Annotated in this window: 15 protein-coding genes; 5 read left to right on the top strand and 10 right to left on the bottom strand. The window is 71.1% G+C overall.

Annotated elements, in window-relative coordinates; genetic code table 11:
• Positions 1-57: 57 nt before the first annotated feature.
• Together AABM36_RS06730 and AABM36_RS06725 are read right to left on the bottom strand one after the other, a co-directional pair.
• A complete protein-coding gene (locus AABM36_RS06730) occupies positions 58-1,482 on the bottom strand; it encodes a mycothione reductase (RefSeq protein WP_423445385.1) in 1,425 nt (474 codons plus the stop codon).
• Between the two features lie 90 nt (positions 1,483-1,572).
• Entirely contained in the window at positions 1,573-5,022 is a 3,450-nt protein-coding gene (locus tag AABM36_RS06725) for a pyruvate carboxylase (RefSeq protein ID WP_423445383.1), read from the bottom strand.
• A 204-nt stretch (positions 5,023-5,226) separates the two neighbouring features.
• On the opposite strand from AABM36_RS06725, the gene AABM36_RS06720 reads away from it, so the two are divergent.
• Entirely contained in the window at positions 5,227-6,063 is an 837-nt protein-coding gene (locus AABM36_RS06720) for a ParA family protein (RefSeq protein WP_423445381.1), read from the top strand.
• Between the two features lie 16 nt (positions 6,064-6,079).
• On the opposite strand, the gene AABM36_RS06715 is transcribed toward AABM36_RS06720, so the two are convergent.
• The 5 genes from AABM36_RS06715 to gcvH all read right to left on the bottom strand — a co-directional run bounded on the left by AABM36_RS06715 (position 6,080) and on the right by gcvH (position 8,980).
• A complete protein-coding gene (locus AABM36_RS06715; protein WP_423447920.1) occupies positions 6,080-6,625 on the bottom strand; it encodes a MerR family transcriptional regulator in 546 nt (181 codons plus the stop codon).
• 216 nt (positions 6,626-6,841) lie between these two features.
• Positions 6,842-7,354, bottom strand: coding sequence for a bifunctional nuclease family protein (locus tag AABM36_RS06710; protein WP_423445380.1), 513 nt, complete (start codon positions 7,352-7,354; stop codon positions 6,842-6,844).
• Positions 7,351-8,109 carry a MerR family transcriptional regulator gene (locus AABM36_RS06705; RefSeq protein WP_423445378.1) on the bottom strand — a complete coding sequence of 253 codons (759 nt, stop codon included), beginning with the start codon at positions 8,107-8,109 and terminating at the stop codon, positions 7,351-7,353. The genes AABM36_RS06710 and AABM36_RS06705 overlap by 4 nt, the downstream gene beginning before the upstream one ends.
• A gap of 8 nt (positions 8,110-8,117) precedes the next feature.
• The gene (locus AABM36_RS06700; protein WP_423445376.1) at positions 8,118-8,561 is read right to left on the bottom strand and encodes an FHA domain-containing protein; all 444 of its coding nucleotides are present in this window, start codon (positions 8,559-8,561) and stop codon (positions 8,118-8,120) included.
• A gap of 32 nt (positions 8,562-8,593) precedes the next feature.
• Entirely contained in the window at positions 8,594-8,980 is a 387-nt protein-coding gene (gene gcvH, locus AABM36_RS06695) for a glycine cleavage system protein GcvH (RefSeq protein WP_423445373.1), read from the bottom strand.
• Between the two features lie 146 nt (positions 8,981-9,126).
• On the opposite strand from gcvH, the gene AABM36_RS06690 reads away from it, so the two are divergent.
• Together AABM36_RS06690 and AABM36_RS06685 are read left to right on the top strand one after the other, a co-directional pair.
• Positions 9,127-10,566, top strand: coding sequence for a TrkH family potassium uptake protein (locus tag AABM36_RS06690; protein WP_423445371.1), 1,440 nt, complete (start codon positions 9,127-9,129; stop codon positions 10,564-10,566).
• 92 nt (positions 10,567-10,658) lie between these two features.
• Complete coding sequence (locus AABM36_RS06685; protein WP_406921452.1) at positions 10,659-11,348, top strand: potassium channel family protein; 690 nt, start codon at positions 10,659-10,661, stop codon at positions 11,346-11,348.
• A gap of 117 nt (positions 11,349-11,465) precedes the next feature.
• On the opposite strand, the gene AABM36_RS06680 is transcribed toward AABM36_RS06685, so the two are convergent.
• The 3 genes from AABM36_RS06680 to AABM36_RS06670 all read right to left on the bottom strand — a co-directional run bounded on the left by AABM36_RS06680 (position 11,466) and on the right by AABM36_RS06670 (position 14,244).
• The gene (locus AABM36_RS06680; RefSeq protein WP_423445368.1) at positions 11,466-12,464 is read right to left on the bottom strand and encodes a CobW family GTP-binding protein; all 999 of its coding nucleotides are present in this window, start codon (positions 12,462-12,464) and stop codon (positions 11,466-11,468) included.
• A 127-nt stretch (positions 12,465-12,591) separates the two neighbouring features.
• Positions 12,592-13,740: a MalY/PatB family protein gene (locus AABM36_RS06675; protein ID WP_423445366.1), complete on the bottom strand. Its 1,149-nt coding sequence runs from the start codon at positions 13,738-13,740 to the stop codon at positions 12,592-12,594.
• A gap of 30 nt (positions 13,741-13,770) precedes the next feature.
• A complete protein-coding gene (locus AABM36_RS06670) occupies positions 13,771-14,244 on the bottom strand; it encodes a hypothetical protein (protein WP_423445364.1) in 474 nt (157 codons plus the stop codon).
• A 232-nt stretch (positions 14,245-14,476) separates the two neighbouring features.
• Between AABM36_RS06670 and AABM36_RS06665 the strand changes: the two genes are divergently transcribed.
• Together AABM36_RS06665 and AABM36_RS06660 are read left to right on the top strand one after the other, a co-directional pair.
• Entirely contained in the window at positions 14,477-15,244 is a 768-nt protein-coding gene (locus AABM36_RS06665; protein ID WP_423445362.1) for a hypothetical protein, read from the top strand.
• The gene (locus AABM36_RS06660; protein ID WP_423445360.1) at positions 15,245-16,267 is read left to right on the top strand and encodes a hypothetical protein; all 1,023 of its coding nucleotides are present in this window, start codon (positions 15,245-15,247) and stop codon (positions 16,265-16,267) included.
• The last annotated feature ends 149 nt before the right edge of the window (positions 16,268-16,416 follow it).

The raw sequence follows: 16,416 nt of genomic DNA, 5'->3' as shown, positions 1-16,416 counted from the left end.
CCACGACCACGACGCCGCCCGCCCCCTCGCGACCCGGGGTGCGGGCGGCGTCGTCGTTCAGTCCGCGCGCTGGCCCGGGACGTCCAGCCCGAGCAGCGCGTTCTCCACGACCTCGGCGAGCGCGGGGTGGATCCAGTACTGTCCGCGCGCCATCTCGTGGACGCGCAGTCCGAAGGACATGCCCTGCACGAGCGGCTGGATCAGGTTGGACGCCTCCCGGCCGATCAGGTGCGCCCCGAGCAGCTCCCCGGTGCCGGAGTCCGCGATGAGCTTGCAGAGACCCACGTGGTCCTCCATGGCCCACCCGTAGGCCACGTCCCCGACGTCCTGCACCTTGACGGTGATCTCGTGGCCCGTGCGCTCGGCCCAGGCGCGCGCGGCGCGCTCGGTCATGCCCACGGACGCGATCTGCGGCTCGGTGAAGACCGCGGCCGGCACGTAGCGGTGGTCGGTGCTGCGCTGGTCCTGCGGGTGCACCACGTTGTGGGAGACCACGCGGGCCTCGGCGTTCGCCACGTGCTTGAGCTGGTGCGGGGAGCAGACGTCGCCGAGTGCCCACAGGCCCTCGACCGGCTCCCCGCCCGAGAGCACCCGCTGGTGCTCGTCCACGGCGAGCAGCCCGCGCTCGGTGACGTCCAGTCCCGCGGCCCCGGGGTTCAGGGTGTCCGCGTTGGGGATGCGCCCGGTGGCGAGCAGCACCACGTCCGCGGTGCGCTCCCACTGCTTCCCGGATCCGTCGCTCGCGTCCGCCGAGACCGTGAGCCGGCCGTCCCCGGAGGTCCGGATGCCGGTCAGGCTCCACCCCAGCTGCAGGTCCCAGTGCGCGGCGGCCTCGCGGGTGAAGCGCTCGGCGATCGTGTCGTCGTGGGCGCGCAGCAGGCGCTGCGAGCGGTTGAGCTGCGTGACGGACGGACCGAGGCCCTGGAACACGTGGCAGAACTCGGCGGCGATGTAGCCGCCGCCCACCACCACCACGTCCCGCGGCAGGTCCGGGATGCGCATCACCGTGTCCGAGGTGTGCACCCCCGGCAGATCCGTGCCGGGCACGTCCGGGACATGGACGCGGGAGCCGTTGGCCAGCACGATCCTGGGTGCGGTGAGCCGCTCCCCCGAGTCCGTCTCCAGGACGCGGGGCTCCACGAAGTGCACGTACTCCTGGATGACCGTGACGTTCTCCAGCGAGCGCCGGTAGTCCAGACCGCCCTCGGAGATCGCGTCGATCCGGCCGAAGATCCGGTCCCGCATCCCCGGCCAGTCCACGCCGTCGACCCTGGCGTCCAGCCCGAGTCTGCCCGCATCGCGTGCCTGGTCCGCCACGGTGGCGGGGTACACGTACATCTTGGTGGGGATGCACCCCACGTTGAGGCACGTGCCCCCGAAGCGGCCGGGTTCCACGATGGCCACGTGCAGGTCCCGGTACTCGTCCGTGAGCAGCGAGTTGCCCGAGCCGGAGCCGACGATGATCAGGTCGAAAGATCGCATGGGCCCCATGCTAGGACGCCACCCTGCACACGGGGTGCGGGGTGGCGTCCGTTCAGCCCACGGCGTGGCCGCCGCGGGGATCCCTGCGGATCACTGGGGGTCGATCACCAGGACGAGGTCCCCGCCGCTCACGTGTGCGGTGTCCGAGAGCGCCACGCGGGAGACCGTTCCGCCCACGGGAGCCGTGATGGAAGCCTCCATCTTCATGGCCTCGATCGTGGCCACCGAGTCCCCGGCGGAGACGGTGTCGCCCTCCGAGACGGTGACCGTGACCGCGCCGGCGAACGGCGCCGCCACGTGGCCCGGCTGGGACGTGTCCGCCTTCTCGGTCTCCACGGCCTGGGACTTCACGGACTCGTCGCGGATCTCCAGCAGGCGCAGCTGGCCGTTGAGGGTCACCATGACGGTGCGCATGCCCTTCTCGTCCGGCTCGGAGATGGCCTGCAGGGTCACCAGCAGGCGCACACCCTTGCCCAGCGAGATCACGTGCTCGTGGTCCTGGTCCAGGCCGTAGAGGAAGTCGCGCGTGTGCAGCACGGAGACGTCGCCGTACTTGGTGCGGGAGGACTCGAAGTCCTTCGTGGGGCCCGGGAACAGCAGGCGGTTGAGCGTGGCACGGCGCACCGCACCGGGCTGCTCCAGCGCCTCGCGGTCCTGCGCCGAGAGCTCCTCGTCCGCGAGGTTCACGGTGCGTCCCTCGAGGGCCTTGGTGCGGAACGGCTCGGGCCAGCCCGCGGGCGGGGTCCCCAGCTCGCCGGCCAGGAAGTTGATCACCGAGGCCGGTATGTCGAACTTGCGGGGGTCCGCCTCGAACTCCGCGGGGTCCACGTCCATGCCCACGAGCTGCAGGGCGAGATCCCCCACCACCTTGGAGGACGGGGTGACCTTGACCAGGTGCCCGAGCATCTTGTCCGCCGCGTAGTACATGTCCTCGATGGCCTCGAACTTCTCGCCCAGGCCCAGGGCGATCGCCTGCTGCCGCAGGTTGGAGAGCTGACCTCCCGGGATCTCGTGGCGGTACACGCGGCCCGTGGGACTGGTGAGTCCGGACTCGAAGGGCTTGTAGATCGAGCGCACGACCTCCCAGTAGGGCTCCATGTCGCTCACGACGTCCAGGCCCAGGTTGGTGTCGCGCTCGGTGTTCTCCAGCGCCGCCACGAGTGCGGAGCCGGAGACCTGGGACGTGGTCCCGGCCATCGACGCCGCCGCGGCGTCCACCGCGTCCACGCCCGCCTCGGACGCGGCGAGCAGGGTGGCCAGCTGACCGCCCGCGGTGTCGTGGGTGTGCAGGTGCAGCGGGAGGTCGAAGCGCTCGCGCAACGCCGTGACGAGCCGGCGCGCCGCCTCGGGCCGCAGCAGACCCGCCATGTCCTTGATCGCGAGCACGTGGGCCCCGGCGTCCACGCACTGCTGCGCGAGGTCCAGGTAGTAGTCCAGCGTGTAGACGGTCTCGTCCGGGTCCAGCATGTTGCCCGTGTAGCACAGGGCCACCTCGGCCACCGCGGTCCCGGTGGCGCGCACGGCCTCGATGGCCGGGCGCATCTGCTCCACGTCGTTCAGGGCGTCGAAGATGCGGAAGATGTCCACGCCCGTCTCCGCGGCCTCCGCGACGAATGCGTTGGTCACCTCCACGGGGTACGGCGTGTAGCCCACGGTGTTGCGTCCGCGCAGCAGCATCTGGATGGGGATGTTGGGCATGGCCTCGCGCAGCAGCCGCAGCCTTTCCCAGGGGTCCTCCCCCAGGAAGCGCAGCGCGACGTCGTACGTGGCGCCACCCCAGGCCTCGATCGAGAGCAGACCCGGCAACAGGTGCGCGTAGGCCGGGGCCGCCGCGAGCAGGTCGCGGGTGCGCACCCTCGTGGCCAGCAACGACTGGTGGGCGTCCCGGAAGGTCGTGGAGGTCACGGCCAGCGGCTCGTACTCCCGCAGGGCCCGGGCGAAGCCCTCGGGGCCCTTCTCCTGCAGCACCTGGCGCCAGCCCGAGGGGACCTCGTGCTTGGAGGGGCCGTCGAAGGGGCTGCGGTAGGGCTCGTCCCTCTTGTCCCCGGGGTAGTGCGGCAGCTTGTCGCGCGGGTCGATGCCGTCCACGCGCTCCCCGTTGGGCTTGTTGACCGTGATCTCGGCCAAGTAGTTCAGGGCGCGCGTGCCACGGTCCGCCGAGCCCTTGCCCTTGAGCAGGTCGGGGTGGTTCTCGATGAAGTCCGTGGCCACGTCCCCGGCCAGGAAGTCCGGGTTGTGCAGGACCGACTGCAGGAACTGGATGTTGGTGGCGATCCCACGGATGCGGAACTCCGCCAGCGCTCGCCGGGCCCGCAGCACCGCGGTCTCGTAGTCGCGGCCGCGGCACGTGAGCTTGACCAGCATCGAGTCGAAGTGCGGAGAGATCTCGGCACCCGCGTACAGCGTGCCGCCGTCCAGGCGCACGCCGGCGCCGCCGGCGGAGCGGTAGGCCGAGACCTTGCCCACGTCCGGGCGGAAGTCGTTGGCGGGGTCCTCGGTGGTGATGCGGCACTGCAGCGCCGCGCCGCGCACCCGCAGGCCGTCCTGGCTGATGCCCAGGTCCTCGAGCGTCTCCCCCGCGGCGATCCGCAGCTGGGACTGCACGAGGTCCACGTCCGTGATCTCCTCGGTCACGGTGTGCTCCACCTGGATGCGCGGGTTCATCTCGATGAACACGTGCTGGCCCGCGCGCTCACCGGCAGTGTCCACGAGGAACTCCACGGTACCCGCGTTCACGTAGCCGAGCTCCTTGGCGAACTTCACGGCGTCGCGGTGCAGGGCGTCCCGGATCTCGGGGTCCAGCTGCGGGGCCGGGGCGATCTCGATGACCTTCTGGTGGCGCCGCTGCAGGGAGCAGTCGCGCTCGAACAGGTGAACGATGTTGCCCTCGTTGTCCGCGAGGATCTGCACCTCGATGTGACGGGGGCGCAGGACGGCCTGCTCGATGAACACCGTGGGGTCACCGAAGGCGGTGTCCGCCTCGCGCATCGCGGCATCCAGGGCACCGGGCAGCTGCTCCGGGGTCTCCACACGGCGCATGCCACGCCCGCCGCCGCCGGCCACGGCCTTGACGAACACGGGATAGCCGATCTTCTCGGCGGCGGCGATCAGGGCGTCCTTGTCCGACGAGGGGTCCGAGGAGTCCAGGGTGGGGATCCCGGCGCGCCGCGCTGCGCGCAACGCCTCCACCTTGTTCCCGGCGAGTTCCAGGATCTCGGCGCGCGGACCCACGAACGTGATGCCCTCCGCCGCGGCGGCGCGGGCGAGCTCGGGGTTCTCGGACAGGAAGCCGTAGCCCGGGTAGATCGCGTCCGCCCCGGACTCCTTGGCCACGCGGACGATCTCCGCCACGTCCAGGTATGCCCGGACGGGGTGGCCCTCCTCACCGATGTTGTAGGCCTCGTCCGCCTTCTGCCGGTGGATGGAGTTGCGGTCCTCGTGGGGGAACACCGCCACGGTCCCTGCGCCGAGCTCGTAGGCCGCGCGGAAGGCGCGGATGGCGATCTCGCCGCGGTTGGCCACCAAGATCTTGGAAAACATGACGTCCGTTTCCGTGCGCGGTCCGCGGGGACGCGCGCACTGGGTGAGGAGTTGATACCGGCTCTCAGCTTACGTGAGCCAGACCTCACGGGACCTTGATCCGGCGATCGTGTCACGGCACGTCTTCCCTGCCCCCCGAAGTACACCCATTAGCATGTAACGGGGCGGCGGATAGCCCCCCTTTGGGTTACAGAAGGGTCATCCGTGCAGATCGTCAGCATCAGCAGCCTCAAGGGTGGCGTGGGCAAGTCCTCCGTGGTCCTGGGGCTGGCCTCCGCCGCGTTGGACGCCAGGATCCCCACGCTGGTGGTGGATCTCGATCCCCACGGTGACGCCTCCACGGCACTGGGCGTGCACGCGCGCGCCGGCCACGAGGTGGGCACGGTGCTCCGTCGGCCCCGCAAGGGCGGTCTCGCCTCGGTGGCCGAGGCCTCGTCCTGGACGGCGCACCCCATCACGCCGGACACCTCCGCGTCCGGCCCCCGAGACTGGGCGCCGGATGCCGCACGCACCACGCGCGTGCCCGTTCTCGACGTCGCCCCGGGCTCCGCGGCCTCGTCGCACCTGGACCATGCGTCGTACCGACCGAAGGACCTCAAGCGGCTGGAGACCGCCCTGCGCGGGCTGGACCGCTACGAACTGGTGCTCGTCGACTGTCCTCCCACCCTCAGCGCGCTCACCCGCATGGCGTGGGCCGCCTCCCACAAGGTCCTCTCGGTGGCCGAGCCGTCGCTGTTCTCCGTGGCCGGCACCAAACGCACCATGACCGCCCTGGCACAGTTCGAGGCCTCCCGCATCTGGGCCGTGCCCGAGGCAGGGGTCGTGGTCAACAGGGTGCAGAGCGCGTCCCAGGAGCAGCAGCACCGGCTGCGGGAACTCCGGGAGCTGTTCGGTCCGCTCGTGGTGGACCCCGTGCTGCCCGATCTCCCTGTGGTGCAGCAGGCTCAGGGCGCCGCGTGGCCCGTGCACCGCTGGCCGGGAGCGGAAGCGGCGGAGATTGCCGGACGGTTCACCGCCGTGCTGGAGGGGCTCACGCGCTGAGGCGAGGCGTCCTCGATCAGCCGGCGTTCTTCTTGTGCCGCCGCGCCCGACGGGCCGAGAGCTCGTCCTCGGGGAACGGCCCCGCGGCCTCTGCGGCACCCTCCAGGGAGGCGTGCTCGGCCGGCATGGAGGCCAGGGTGGCTTCGACCTCGCGCCACACCCGGCCCACGGCGATGCCGAACACACCCTGCCCACCCTGGACGAGGTCGATGACCTCGTGGGGGGAGGTGCACTCGTAGACACTTGCGCCGTCGGACATCAGCGTCAGCCGCGTGAGGTCGTCAATACCCCTGAGGCGCAACGCACCCACGGCGGAGCGGATCTGCTGCAGGGAGACACCTGTGTCGAGCAGCCGCTTGACCACTTTGAGGACGAGGATGTCCCGGAAGCTGTAGAGACGCTGCGAGCCGGATCCCTTGGCCCCGCGCACCGTGGGCTCCACCAGGCTGGTGCGCGCCCAGTAGTCGAGCTGCCGGTAGCTGATGCCGGCGGCCTTGCACGCGGTGGGTCCGCGGAACCCCACGGTCTCGTCGAGTGCGGTGAGGTCGTCGGTGAACAGCATCTCCTGCGTTCCCCCGGCCAGGGAGGATGCGCGCAGCTGCGCCGCGTCCAGCGGCAACTCAGGATTGCTCAAGCGTCCTCCTCGTGCGTGGGGCGGGCAGGGGACGGCCCACCATGCTCCCCTGACGGTAAACCCCCGGGTGGAACGGGTCAAAGACATTCGGCGCGGTTCTGGTCGTGTCGTCGTGGGAGGCGGACCCCCTGCCCGACGGGGAGGTCAGGACTGGAAGTCGTCCGGGTCCACGTGGTCCAGGAAGTCGCGGAACTCCCGCACCTGGGCCTCCGCACCACCCGCAGCGTCCGCCGACTGCTCCCTCAGCTCGCCGTCCGGGCTGAGCACCAGCCCCGCCTCGTCCAGCACGGCGGAGGAGCACAGGATGGGGCACCCCGTGCGGGCCGCGAGGGCGAGGGCGTCCGAGGCCCTGGCATCCACCACGGTGGCGTCGTCGAAGGAGATGGCGGCGTGGAACACCGTGTCCTCCACGGTGTGGACCACGACCCCCGTGATGCTGCGACCCAGCTCCCCCACCACCGCCAGCAGCAGGTCGTGGGTCAGCGGGCGAGGGGGCTCGATTCCCTGCAGGGCGAAGACGATCGACGTGGCCTCGTTGGTGCCCAGCCAGATGGGCAGGCGACGGGGCCCGTCCAGTTCGCGCAGCACCACCACGGGCTGCCCCGTGGGGACGTCCATGCGCACCCCCGCGATCTCCATGCGGACGTCCGCGCTCACGTGTCGCTCCCGGAGGCGTCCGGGGTGTGGAAGGAACGCACCGTGTCGTCCACCTGGGTGGTGACCACGGCGGACATCACCGAGAGGCACAGAGCAGCGATCTCACGGGCGCGCAGCACGGCCCTGCGCCGGGTCTCCGGATCGCGCCGCGTGCGCAGGGGCGCCACGCTGCCGTCCACCAGAGCCACCACGCGCTCGGAGGCGCCCCGGAGCACACGCAGGTGCCGGGGCTCGATGCCGTAGCCGCGGAGCTTCCCAGCGGCCACCGCCACTGCCAGGGCGTGCTCGTCGTAGGCACCGGCCCGCTCCACGATCAGCCCGTGGGTCAGCAGCTCGCGCAGCAGCGGAACCTCCGTCCCGGACCTCGCGGCGAGCTCGCGCAACGAGTACCGCGCCGAGCCCGCGCGAGGGGGGTCGGCGGCGTCGGCGGCCCCTGGCTCCGCGGCGTCGACCGGCACCCGAGGACGCTGCCGCTCGGCGCCGGCGGCGGGATCCTCCCCGCGGTCCAGGCGTTCCCTGATGACCCGCAGCGGAAGGTACCGCTCCTGCTGCAGGATGAGCACCGTGGTGAGACGCTCGATGTCCTGCTCCGAGTACTTGCGGTATCCCGACGCGGTGCGGTGCGGATGCACCAGTCCCTGGTCCTCCAGGAAACGCACCTTCGAGGCTGTCAGGTCCGGAAAGCGCGGCTGCAGCTGGCGCAGCAGTGCACCGATGCCGACACGGGCGGTCTGCGGGAGTCCGGTCTCAGGCATGGACGGTGTCAGGACCCGTTCTGCACGGAGTGGTAGAACGTGAAACGGAACTTGCCGATCTGCACCTCGTCGCCGTTTTCGAGCACCTTGGTGTTCACACGGTCGCTGTTGACGTACGTGCCGTTGAGCGAGGCGTGGTCCACGATCTCGAAGGTGTTGTTGCGGCGGATGAACTCCGCGTGCCGCCTGGAGACGGTGACGTCGTCCAGGAACACGGAGCACGCGGGGTGGCGTCCGGCCACGACCTCGTCCCGGTCCAGCAGGAAGCGCGCACCCGTCAGACCACCGTTGGTCTCGAGCAGCAGAGCGGACCCCGGGGGAAGCGAGGCCACGGCGTTCTGCTCACCCTCGGTGAGCTTGTGGTGCGCGGCGGTGGAGAGCACGTCCGCGACGATCTGGATGGACGTGGTCTCCGGGCCCGCCTGCGCGCCCGAGTTCTCTTGATTAGGCATGGGTTCCCCTCAGCTCACGTGGAAGTACGAGTTTAGTCCAGCAGCTGCTGGTAGGCCTGCGCGTCCAGCAGATCGGCCGTGGCGTCCTGGGACTGCACCCGCACCGTGAAGAGCCAGCCGGCCTCGTAGGGTGCGTCGTTGAGAAGCCCCGGGGTGTCCGAGAGCTCGTCGTTGACGGAGACGATCTCGCCGCTGACGGGAGCGAAGAGGTCGCTCACAGACTTGGTGGACTCGATCTCCCCCACCACGTCCCCTGCCGTGACGGAGTCCCCGACCTCCGGCAGCTGGACGAAGACGACTTCGCCCAGCTCACTCTGGGCGTGGTCGGTGATGCCCACCTTGAAGGTGCTGTCGTCGTTGAGGTCCTGGACCCACTCGTGCTCTGCCGTGTACGCGAGTTCCGCGGGAATGTTGGTCATGCCGGTCAGTTTAGGGCACATACCCGGCAGTAGCGCACATCACACGCGTGCGTGTGCAGTGCAACCGTGCCACCGGCGTCCAACACGCTCCGCGCGGACCGCCACGAATGGGTGTACGGGCCCCCGCATCGGGGTATTTTGGCCCGGTGCCCATCACCGAGGCTTTCCGCCAGGCGGCGATCCGCGTCCACACCCACGGTTCCCGGATCCGCCGGACCGTTCCCACGATGAAGTCCCGCCGGGACCCCCTGCACGTCCACGAGCTGACCCCGGGGCGTTCCGCGCGGCTGATCCTCTCCGCGTTCCTGCTGGCGCTGCTCACGGGCACGGGCCTCCTCATGCTGCCGCTGGCCACGGTGGCCCCGGGCAGCACGGACGTGATCACGGCGGCCTTCACCGCCACCTCGGCGCTGTGCGTGACCGGGCTGATCACCGTGGACACCGCCACCTACTGGACCCCGTTCGGCCAGGTGGTGATCATCTCCCTGATCCAGGTGGGCGGGCTCGGCGTGATGACCTTCACCACGATGCTCGGCATCCTGCTGTCCCGCCGTCTTGGTCTCTCCGCCCGGCTGCTGACCAGCACGGAGACCAAGTCCGGTGGCGGAGCGCGGCTCGTGGTCGCACGGATCGTGGGCACCACCCTGGTCATCGAGGGCACCGCGGCCACCATTCTGTTCCTCCGGTTCCTGCTGCACTACGACTACTCCGTGGGTACCGCGCTGTGGCACGGGGTGTTCCACGCCGTGTCCGCGTTCAACAACGCCGGTTTCGCGCTCTACACCCTCAACGTCATGGACTTCTCGGGCGACGCCGTGGTGCTTCTCACCCTGTCGGCGTGCGTGATCCTGGGCGGCCTGGGATTCCCCGTCCTTGCCGAGCTCCGGCGGCACATCAGGATGCCGCACCGATGGAGCATGAACACCCGCCTCGTGCTCTTCGCCACCCCGCTGCTGCTGTTCTGCGGCACCGTGTTCATCCTGGTCCTCGAGTGGAGCAACCCGGCCACCCTGGGGTCGCAGTCCCCCACCGTCAAGGTGCTCAACGCGTTCTTCCAGTCCACGATCTCCCGCACCGCGGGTTTCAACAGCATCGACATCTCCCAGATGCACCCCGTGTCGTGGCTCGGCATGGACATCCTCATGTTCATCGGCGGTGGTCCCGCGGGCACCGCCGGTGGGCTCAAGGTCACCACGTTCGGCGTGCTGTTCTTCATCGCGCTCACGGAGATCCGGGGCGGCGCCGCCGTCCCGGTGCTCGGCAAGCAGCTCTCCCGGTCGGTGCAGCGCGAGGCCATCACGGTGGTGGTGCTCGCCGCCGGGGCCGTCATCAGCGGGGCCATGCTGATCATGCTCACGGACCAGTCCCTGGGTCTGGACCGGGTGCTGTTCGAGGTGGTCTCCGCGTTCTCCACGGTGGGTCTGAGCACCGGGATCACGCCCGTGCTGGAGCCCTTCGCCCAGTGCGTGCTGATCGCGCTGATGGTCATGGGCAGACTCGGACCGGTCACGGTGGCCGCCGCGATCGCCTACGGTCGACGCCCGCCCTCGTTCGGTCTGCCCAAGGAGCGGCCCCTCATCGGGTGACCCACCAGCTCCGGCTGCCCCGGCACGACGCCGCGCAGCACTCCCCCGGCATCCCGCCCGCCGCGGGACGCCCCACTCCGGAAGGAAGTCCCATGTTCGGTTCCCAACTCTCCGACATCTCCCGTCGAGGCATGTCCGACGCCGTGGCCGTGATCGGGCTGGGGCGTTTCGGTGGTGCCCTCGCCCTCGAACTGATGCGCAACGAGACGGACGTGCTGGGCATCGACCACGACCAGGCCACGGTGCAGCGGTTCAACGGCAAACTGACCTCGGTGGTGCGGGCGGACGCCACGGACGAGGACGTGCTGCGCGACCTGTCCGTGAACGAGTTCGAGCGCGTGGTGGTGGGAATCGGCTCCAACATCGAGGCGAGCATCCTCACCGCGTCCCGGCTCGTGAAGTTCGGGTGCCCCGGCATCTGGGCCAAGGCCCTCACGGAGCCGCACGCCGAGATCCTCACGCAGCTGGGCGTGCAGAACGTGGTCAACCCCGAGAGCGACATGGGCACCCGCGCCGCGCACCTGGTGCAGCACCGGATCCTGGACTTCGTGCCAATCGACGACGGCCACGCACTGGTCCGCTGCACCCCGCCCGAACCCATCCAGCAGCGTCCCATGGATCTGCTGAACGTGAGGCAGCGGTTGGGGGTCTCGGTCGTGGCCGTGTGCCGCCCGGGCGGGCAGTGGGAGCCCATCGAGGCCGGGACCATGCTCTACGACGACGACCAGATCCTGGTGACGGGGCCCACCCGCAAGGTGGAGCACTTCTCCAACCTCACCTGACCGGCCACTCCCCCGATGCCCGGATCCCCCGCCCCCGAGGCGGCGAGGAACCTGCCGCCCCCGGGCCCGGGCGTTGCAGCGGGCCTCCCAGGACCGGGCGTGGCGGGGCCGAGGGTCTCACAGGAACCGGGTGAGGCGGCGCAGCTCGCGTGCGGTGGCCGGAGCTCGGGACCGACTGACAAGACCCGCGAGATCCAGGGGCCCGGCGGCGTCGTCCTCCGGGCCGATGGCCACGACCACCGAGTGTGGTGCCGCGCCCGCCGGGCGCGGTGCCCGCTGCACCGTGACGAACCCGGCCACGGAGTGGGCCACGTAGCGGCGGGGTCCGCGGGCCGTGGCCACGTCCACCACGGCCTTGACGCGGTAGACCTCGTCCGGGGGATCCTCGAGCAGGTCCGCGAGCGCCGCCGGGTCCACCTCGGTGGGCACGTCCAGGCTCGCGGCACGGTGGTGGACGTGGTGCGTGTGCCCACCCGTGGTGCCGAGCTCCCACAGCGGAAGCTGGCCGCCCTCGGGCACGGCACGCTCCGCGGCGTCGAAGAACAGGCGGGGGTCCACGGCACCCCACGGGGCGTCGAGCACCATGGCGTGGGGATTGGCCTGCGCGATCCGCTCGCGCACACGCGCGGTCTCGTGGGGCTGCGCCACGTCGGTCTTGGTGAGCAGCACGAGCGCCGCGGCCTTGACGTGCTGCGGGAGGTCCCAGCCGCGCTGCTCGGCGTGGGGCACGTGGGCCGCGTCCACCACCTCCACGAGACCACCGAAGCGGACGGAGTCCACGGTGGTGCCCAGCACGAGCTGGAGCAGCGCGGGCGGTTCCGCGATCCCCGAGCCCTCGATGACGATGGCGTCGAGGTCCAGTGCCGGGCGGGACAGGGTGCGCAGGGCGTCGTCCAGCTGCGCGGGGTCCTGCAGGCAGCACAGGCAGCCGCCCGCGATCGACAGCGGCTCGGCCACGTGGCCCGCCACGAGCCCGGCGTCCACGTTCACGTCCCCGAAGTCGTTGATCACCACTCCCACACGGCCCCCGCCCGTGGCCAGGACGTGGTTGAGCACCGTGGTCTTTCCGGCGCCCAGGTAGCCGGTGAGGATCAGCACGGGGACGGTGCGGGTCACGGGGCTCCTTCCAAGCGGTCCGAGGACGCGGCGCCGCGGGCACCGCAGGCCACCCCCACGACGGACCCACGGTGTTCTGTTCACGGGGCCGGCAGTGTGCCCCGGCCGAGCCGCAGCACGCAAGCCGTCATCCGCGCGCGGCCGAGCTGAGCCGGTCCACCGCCTCCACGACCGTGTCCGGGGAGCACGCCAGGTTCATGCGCGCAAATCCCGCGCCACCCGCGCCGAACGTGGGGCCGGAGGACAGCGCCACCTTGGCGTGCTCCGCGGCGTACTCGGCAGGATCCTCGCCCCAGCCCAGCTCTCGCATGTCGAGCCAGGCCAGGTACGTGGCGCTGCCGCGGCGGAACCGCACCCGCGGCAGCTTCTCCGCGAGCTGGCGCTCCAGCAGCTCGATGTTGCCCTCGATCACCTCGATCGTGGCGTCCAGCCAGTCCGTGCAGTGCCGGAAGCCCTCCTGCGTGGCCAGCAGACCCATGATCCCGGTCCGGTAGGACACGGCATCGGGCACCGTGGCCAGCCACTGCGCCATGGGCTCGGAGTCCACCACGAACATGGCCGCCTTGAGCCCCGCGAGGTTGAAGGCCTTGCTTCCGGAGGCCGCCGCGACACCGTGCCTGCGGGCGGCGTCGGACACGGACAGGTACGGCGTGAACGTGGTGTCGTGGTGCGTGAGCGGTGCGTGGATCTCGTCGCTCACCACGTGGGCGTCGTGCCGTTCCACGATCTCGGCGAGCTCCGCCAGCTCCTCGCGGGCGTGGACCAGGCCCAGCGGGTTGTGGGGGTTGCACAGCAGGACAGCGCGGGCGCCCGCGGCCAGCGCGGCGTCGATGCCGGGCAGGTCCAGGCGGTACGCGGCGCCGTCGTCCTGCAGCGGGACCTCCACCGGGCGGCCTCCGGCTTCCGCGACCAGGTGGTAGAACGGCGCGTACACCGGCGGGGTGAGGACCACGCCCTCGCCGGGGCGGATCAGCCGGCGCAGCGCCTCGACGATCACCACGGTGACGTCCGTGGTGTACATGATGCGTTCAGGGTCCGGGCGCCAGCCCCAGCGTGCGGCCGCGAAGTCCGCGTACGCCTGCGCCGCACCACGGTCCGCGGTGGCGGCGTAGCCCGTGTCGTTGTTCTCAATCGCGGCCTTCAGCGCGGCCTTGACCGGGGGCGGGGTGGGGAAGTCCATCTCCGCGATGAACATGGGCAGGACGTCCTCCGGGTAGCTGCGCCACTTGGTGCTCGTACGTCGGCGCAGGGAGGGCATCTGGTCGGCGGTGGTCATGGGGTCCCTTCACATGGTGCGGCGGGGACGTCACGAACTGGTCAGCTTGTGGGCCTGCCCCAGCCGCAACAGGTCCAGCGTCTTCTCCTGCTCCTCGGCGCGCTCGCCCAGCCGCCGCAGCAGATCGCGGTCCAGCCTGTCGTCCGGAGCCTCCAGGAGTAATCGCCACCCTAGCCGCTTCGCGTGGACGGCGGCCACGAGTGCCTCCAGCTCCTCGATGTCGGACAGCGGCGAGCGCCTGCCGACCCGCTCGTTCGGCTTGAGCCGCGCGGCCTTCTCCGCGACCCGCGCCGGAAGGTCCTTCAGCGCTGCCGGCCGGACGCCCACCGAGGCCATGACCTGTTCCAGGGCGGCCTGGTCCTGGGCGATCTCCTCCGCCATCCGGCCCACCGCCTCGCGCACTTCGGGGTCCCCGTGGAACTCGGCCACGCGGTGGAACGCGGCCACCCCCGCGGCCGATCCCGCGTGGTGGTCCTGCAGGTAGGTGGTGATGACGGCGCCCATGGCGTTTCCCTTCCTCGGTGTGATCCCAGCCAAGCACGCGGCACCGCCGCCTGACCACCCCCGGGCGGGTGCGGCTCCCGCGGACGACGCCGCCCCGACTGGCGGGAGGCGACCCCTCTGCGTCGTCCGTCGGCCGTGCACGGGCCGCCTGCCAGGGGTCTGCGTCATACTGGGGCGATGCCGAGTGGGAGACACCGCTGCGGCACCGAGGCTCCACGATCTGGGGGGGATCATGACACCGGACACGTTCATCGACTTCACCGCACCCAATGGGATGAGGTCCTGGTACCACGTGTGGCCCACGGGCACAGCGGGAATCCTGTACTACTTCGACGGCGACTACTGGGACCTGGACGACACCTCGATCAACTGGCCCGAGGAAGGGGACCTGGCCCGGCTCGCCGTGGCGGCGCAGGCCCGGAACCTCATGTTCGTGGCCGTGAACACCCCGGACACGGACGGCCGCGGGGACGGGTACACGTGGTGGGAGGACTGCAAGGGCAACGGCAAGTTCTTCCGTGCACTGCACGAGCACCTCGTGGCACGGCACCCGGAGGTGGACTCCTCGACCATCTGGCTCCTGGGCTACAGCGGGGGCGCGGAGTTCATCACCTACGAGCTGCTCGACCGCGGCATCGAGGGCATGGCCCGCGGCGGGGCCGTCATCATCGGCGGCGGCGGGGCCGACGCGCCGGTGTCCACCAAGAAGAAGGCCCGTCCCTGCATCGGCTCCACCGTCATGCACTGGTGGGTGGGAGACCGGGACGTGGACGGCGCCACCAATCCTCCGCAGTGGAGCGCGCTGGGAGCCGCGGAGGAGGGCGTGGCGGCGTACCGCGCGGCGGGTTTCGACACCCACCTCCACGTGCTGCCCGGGGTGGACCACGCGGGGTACGACTCCGTGGCGTGCCTCTCCCACGCGCTGGCGCCGGTGTCCCGCACGGCCGGCCTCAGAGCACGGCTCAGCGACGGCTGGGTGCGGCTGACACGGGAGACCTGAGTGCGTACCCGGGGTGGTCGTTCTGCGGGGCTCGCCGAGGGCGCGTCCCTGACGCGGTGCGCCGGCGCCGCCACCGCTGTCGCCCTGCTCTTCGCGCTCAGCGGCTGCGGCCAGCCCGGCGTGGACGGAGGGTCCGCCGCGACGACCCGTCCGCACCAGGAGCGCGGCGCCGGGTCGGACCGCGCGACCCCCGGAGGGAACGGGGACGGCCAGGAGCTCAGCAGCGGCGCAGCCCACGACCATCCCGCGGACGAGACCGGTTCCCACGGAGAACTCGAGGACGAGCTGCGCAGCACACTGGACGAGCTGCAGGACAGCACGGGGATCCGTGGCGGGATCGTGGTGCGGGACGAGTCCACGGGCCAGGAGATCGCCGTGGACGACCACTTCCCCGTGCGCGCAGCGTCCACGGCCAAGGTGGTCGTGGTCATGGCGAGGTTCCATGTGGCCTCCACGGGTGGCCCGGCCGTCACCGCCGCCGACCGGGAGTTGATGCACCGGGCGCTGGCCGAGAGCGACAACGAGGCCACGGACGTTCTCTACACCTCCCTGGGGGCCACTCCCGAGCAGCGGGCCGCCACGCTCGCGGAGGTCTACGGCCTGCTGGGCGTGGCGCCCGGCAACCCGGGCGCCGGGTGGGGCGAGACCCTGGTGACGGCGCGGGACGGAGTCGCCCTGATCGCGGCGCTGCGGGAACCGCCCGCCTGGCTCGGTCCGGACAACGCACAGAGCATGCGCGCGGACATGTCCGTGACGGCCCAGGCCCTCCACCCCTCCCAGGCGTTCGGCGTGGGCGCTGTGGCCCCCACCGACGCCACCGAGGGCGCGGAGGTCTACCTCAAGAACGGCTGGCTCGCCGAACTGGACGGGCAGTGGTCGGTCAGCAGCATCGGGGCCGTCACAACGACCGCGTGCGATCTCACGGTCTCCATCGCGACCTTCGGGGCCCCGAGCTACCAGGAGGGCATGGCGGCGGCAACGGCGATTGCCGAGCCACTAGTTGCGGAGTGCGAGGCGTCCTGACCCCCGCTGCGGCGGGTGGCGACGCGGGGACCATGGGGGCCACGTGGATCTTGCGAGCAGCGGGAGGCAAGCCCGCTGCTGAGCAGCTGGGTCATCCGGGGCCGGAGGTCCCTCGCCGGTACTGCACCGAGCGGGCCGATCTGGTGGGC

Origin of the sequence: Kocuria sp. KSNUG (assembly GCF_049532735.1) — a bacterium.
GTDB lineage: Bacteria > Actinomycetota > Actinomycetes > Actinomycetales > Micrococcaceae > Kocuria > Kocuria rhizophila.
Note: the sequence above shows the minus strand (reverse complement) of the source record. Positions and strands in the feature narration are given on the sequence as shown.

Excerpts from the sequence above, each read along its gene's own strand:
- AABM36_RS06685 (WP_406921452.1), top strand. The coding sequence starts at position 10,659 with ATGTTCGGTTCCCAACTCTCCGACATCTCCCGTCGAGGCATGTCCGAC.
- AABM36_RS06730 (WP_423445385.1), bottom strand. The coding sequence starts at position 1,482 with ATGCGATCTTTCGACCTGATCATCGTCGGCTCCGGCTCGGGCAACTCG.
- AABM36_RS06670 (WP_423445364.1), bottom strand. The coding sequence starts at position 14,244 with ATGGGCGCCGTCATCACCACCTACCTGCAGGACCACCACGCGGGATCG.
- AABM36_RS06700 (WP_423445376.1), bottom strand. The coding sequence starts at position 8,561 with ATGCCTAATCAAGAGAACTCGGGCGCGCAGGCGGGCCCGGAGACCACG.
- AABM36_RS06725 (WP_423445383.1), bottom strand. The coding sequence starts at position 5,022 with ATGTTTTCCAAGATCTTGGTGGCCAACCGCGGCGAGATCGCCATCCGC.
- AABM36_RS06665 (WP_423445362.1), top strand. The coding sequence starts at position 14,477 with ATGACACCGGACACGTTCATCGACTTCACCGCACCCAATGGGATGAGG.
- AABM36_RS06705 (WP_423445378.1), bottom strand. The coding sequence starts at position 8,109 with ATGCCTGAGACCGGACTCCCGCAGACCGCCCGTGTCGGCATCGGTGCA.
- gcvH (WP_423445373.1), bottom strand. The coding sequence starts at position 8,980 with ATGACCAACATTCCCGCGGAACTCGCGTACACGGCAGAGCACGAGTGG.
- AABM36_RS06675 (WP_423445366.1), bottom strand. The coding sequence starts at position 13,740 with ATGACCACCGCCGACCAGATGCCCTCCCTGCGCCGACGTACGAGCACC.
- AABM36_RS06715 (WP_423447920.1), bottom strand. The coding sequence starts at position 6,625 with ATGCTGTTCACCGACGACCTCACCGCACTCGACGAGACCGTGGGGTTC.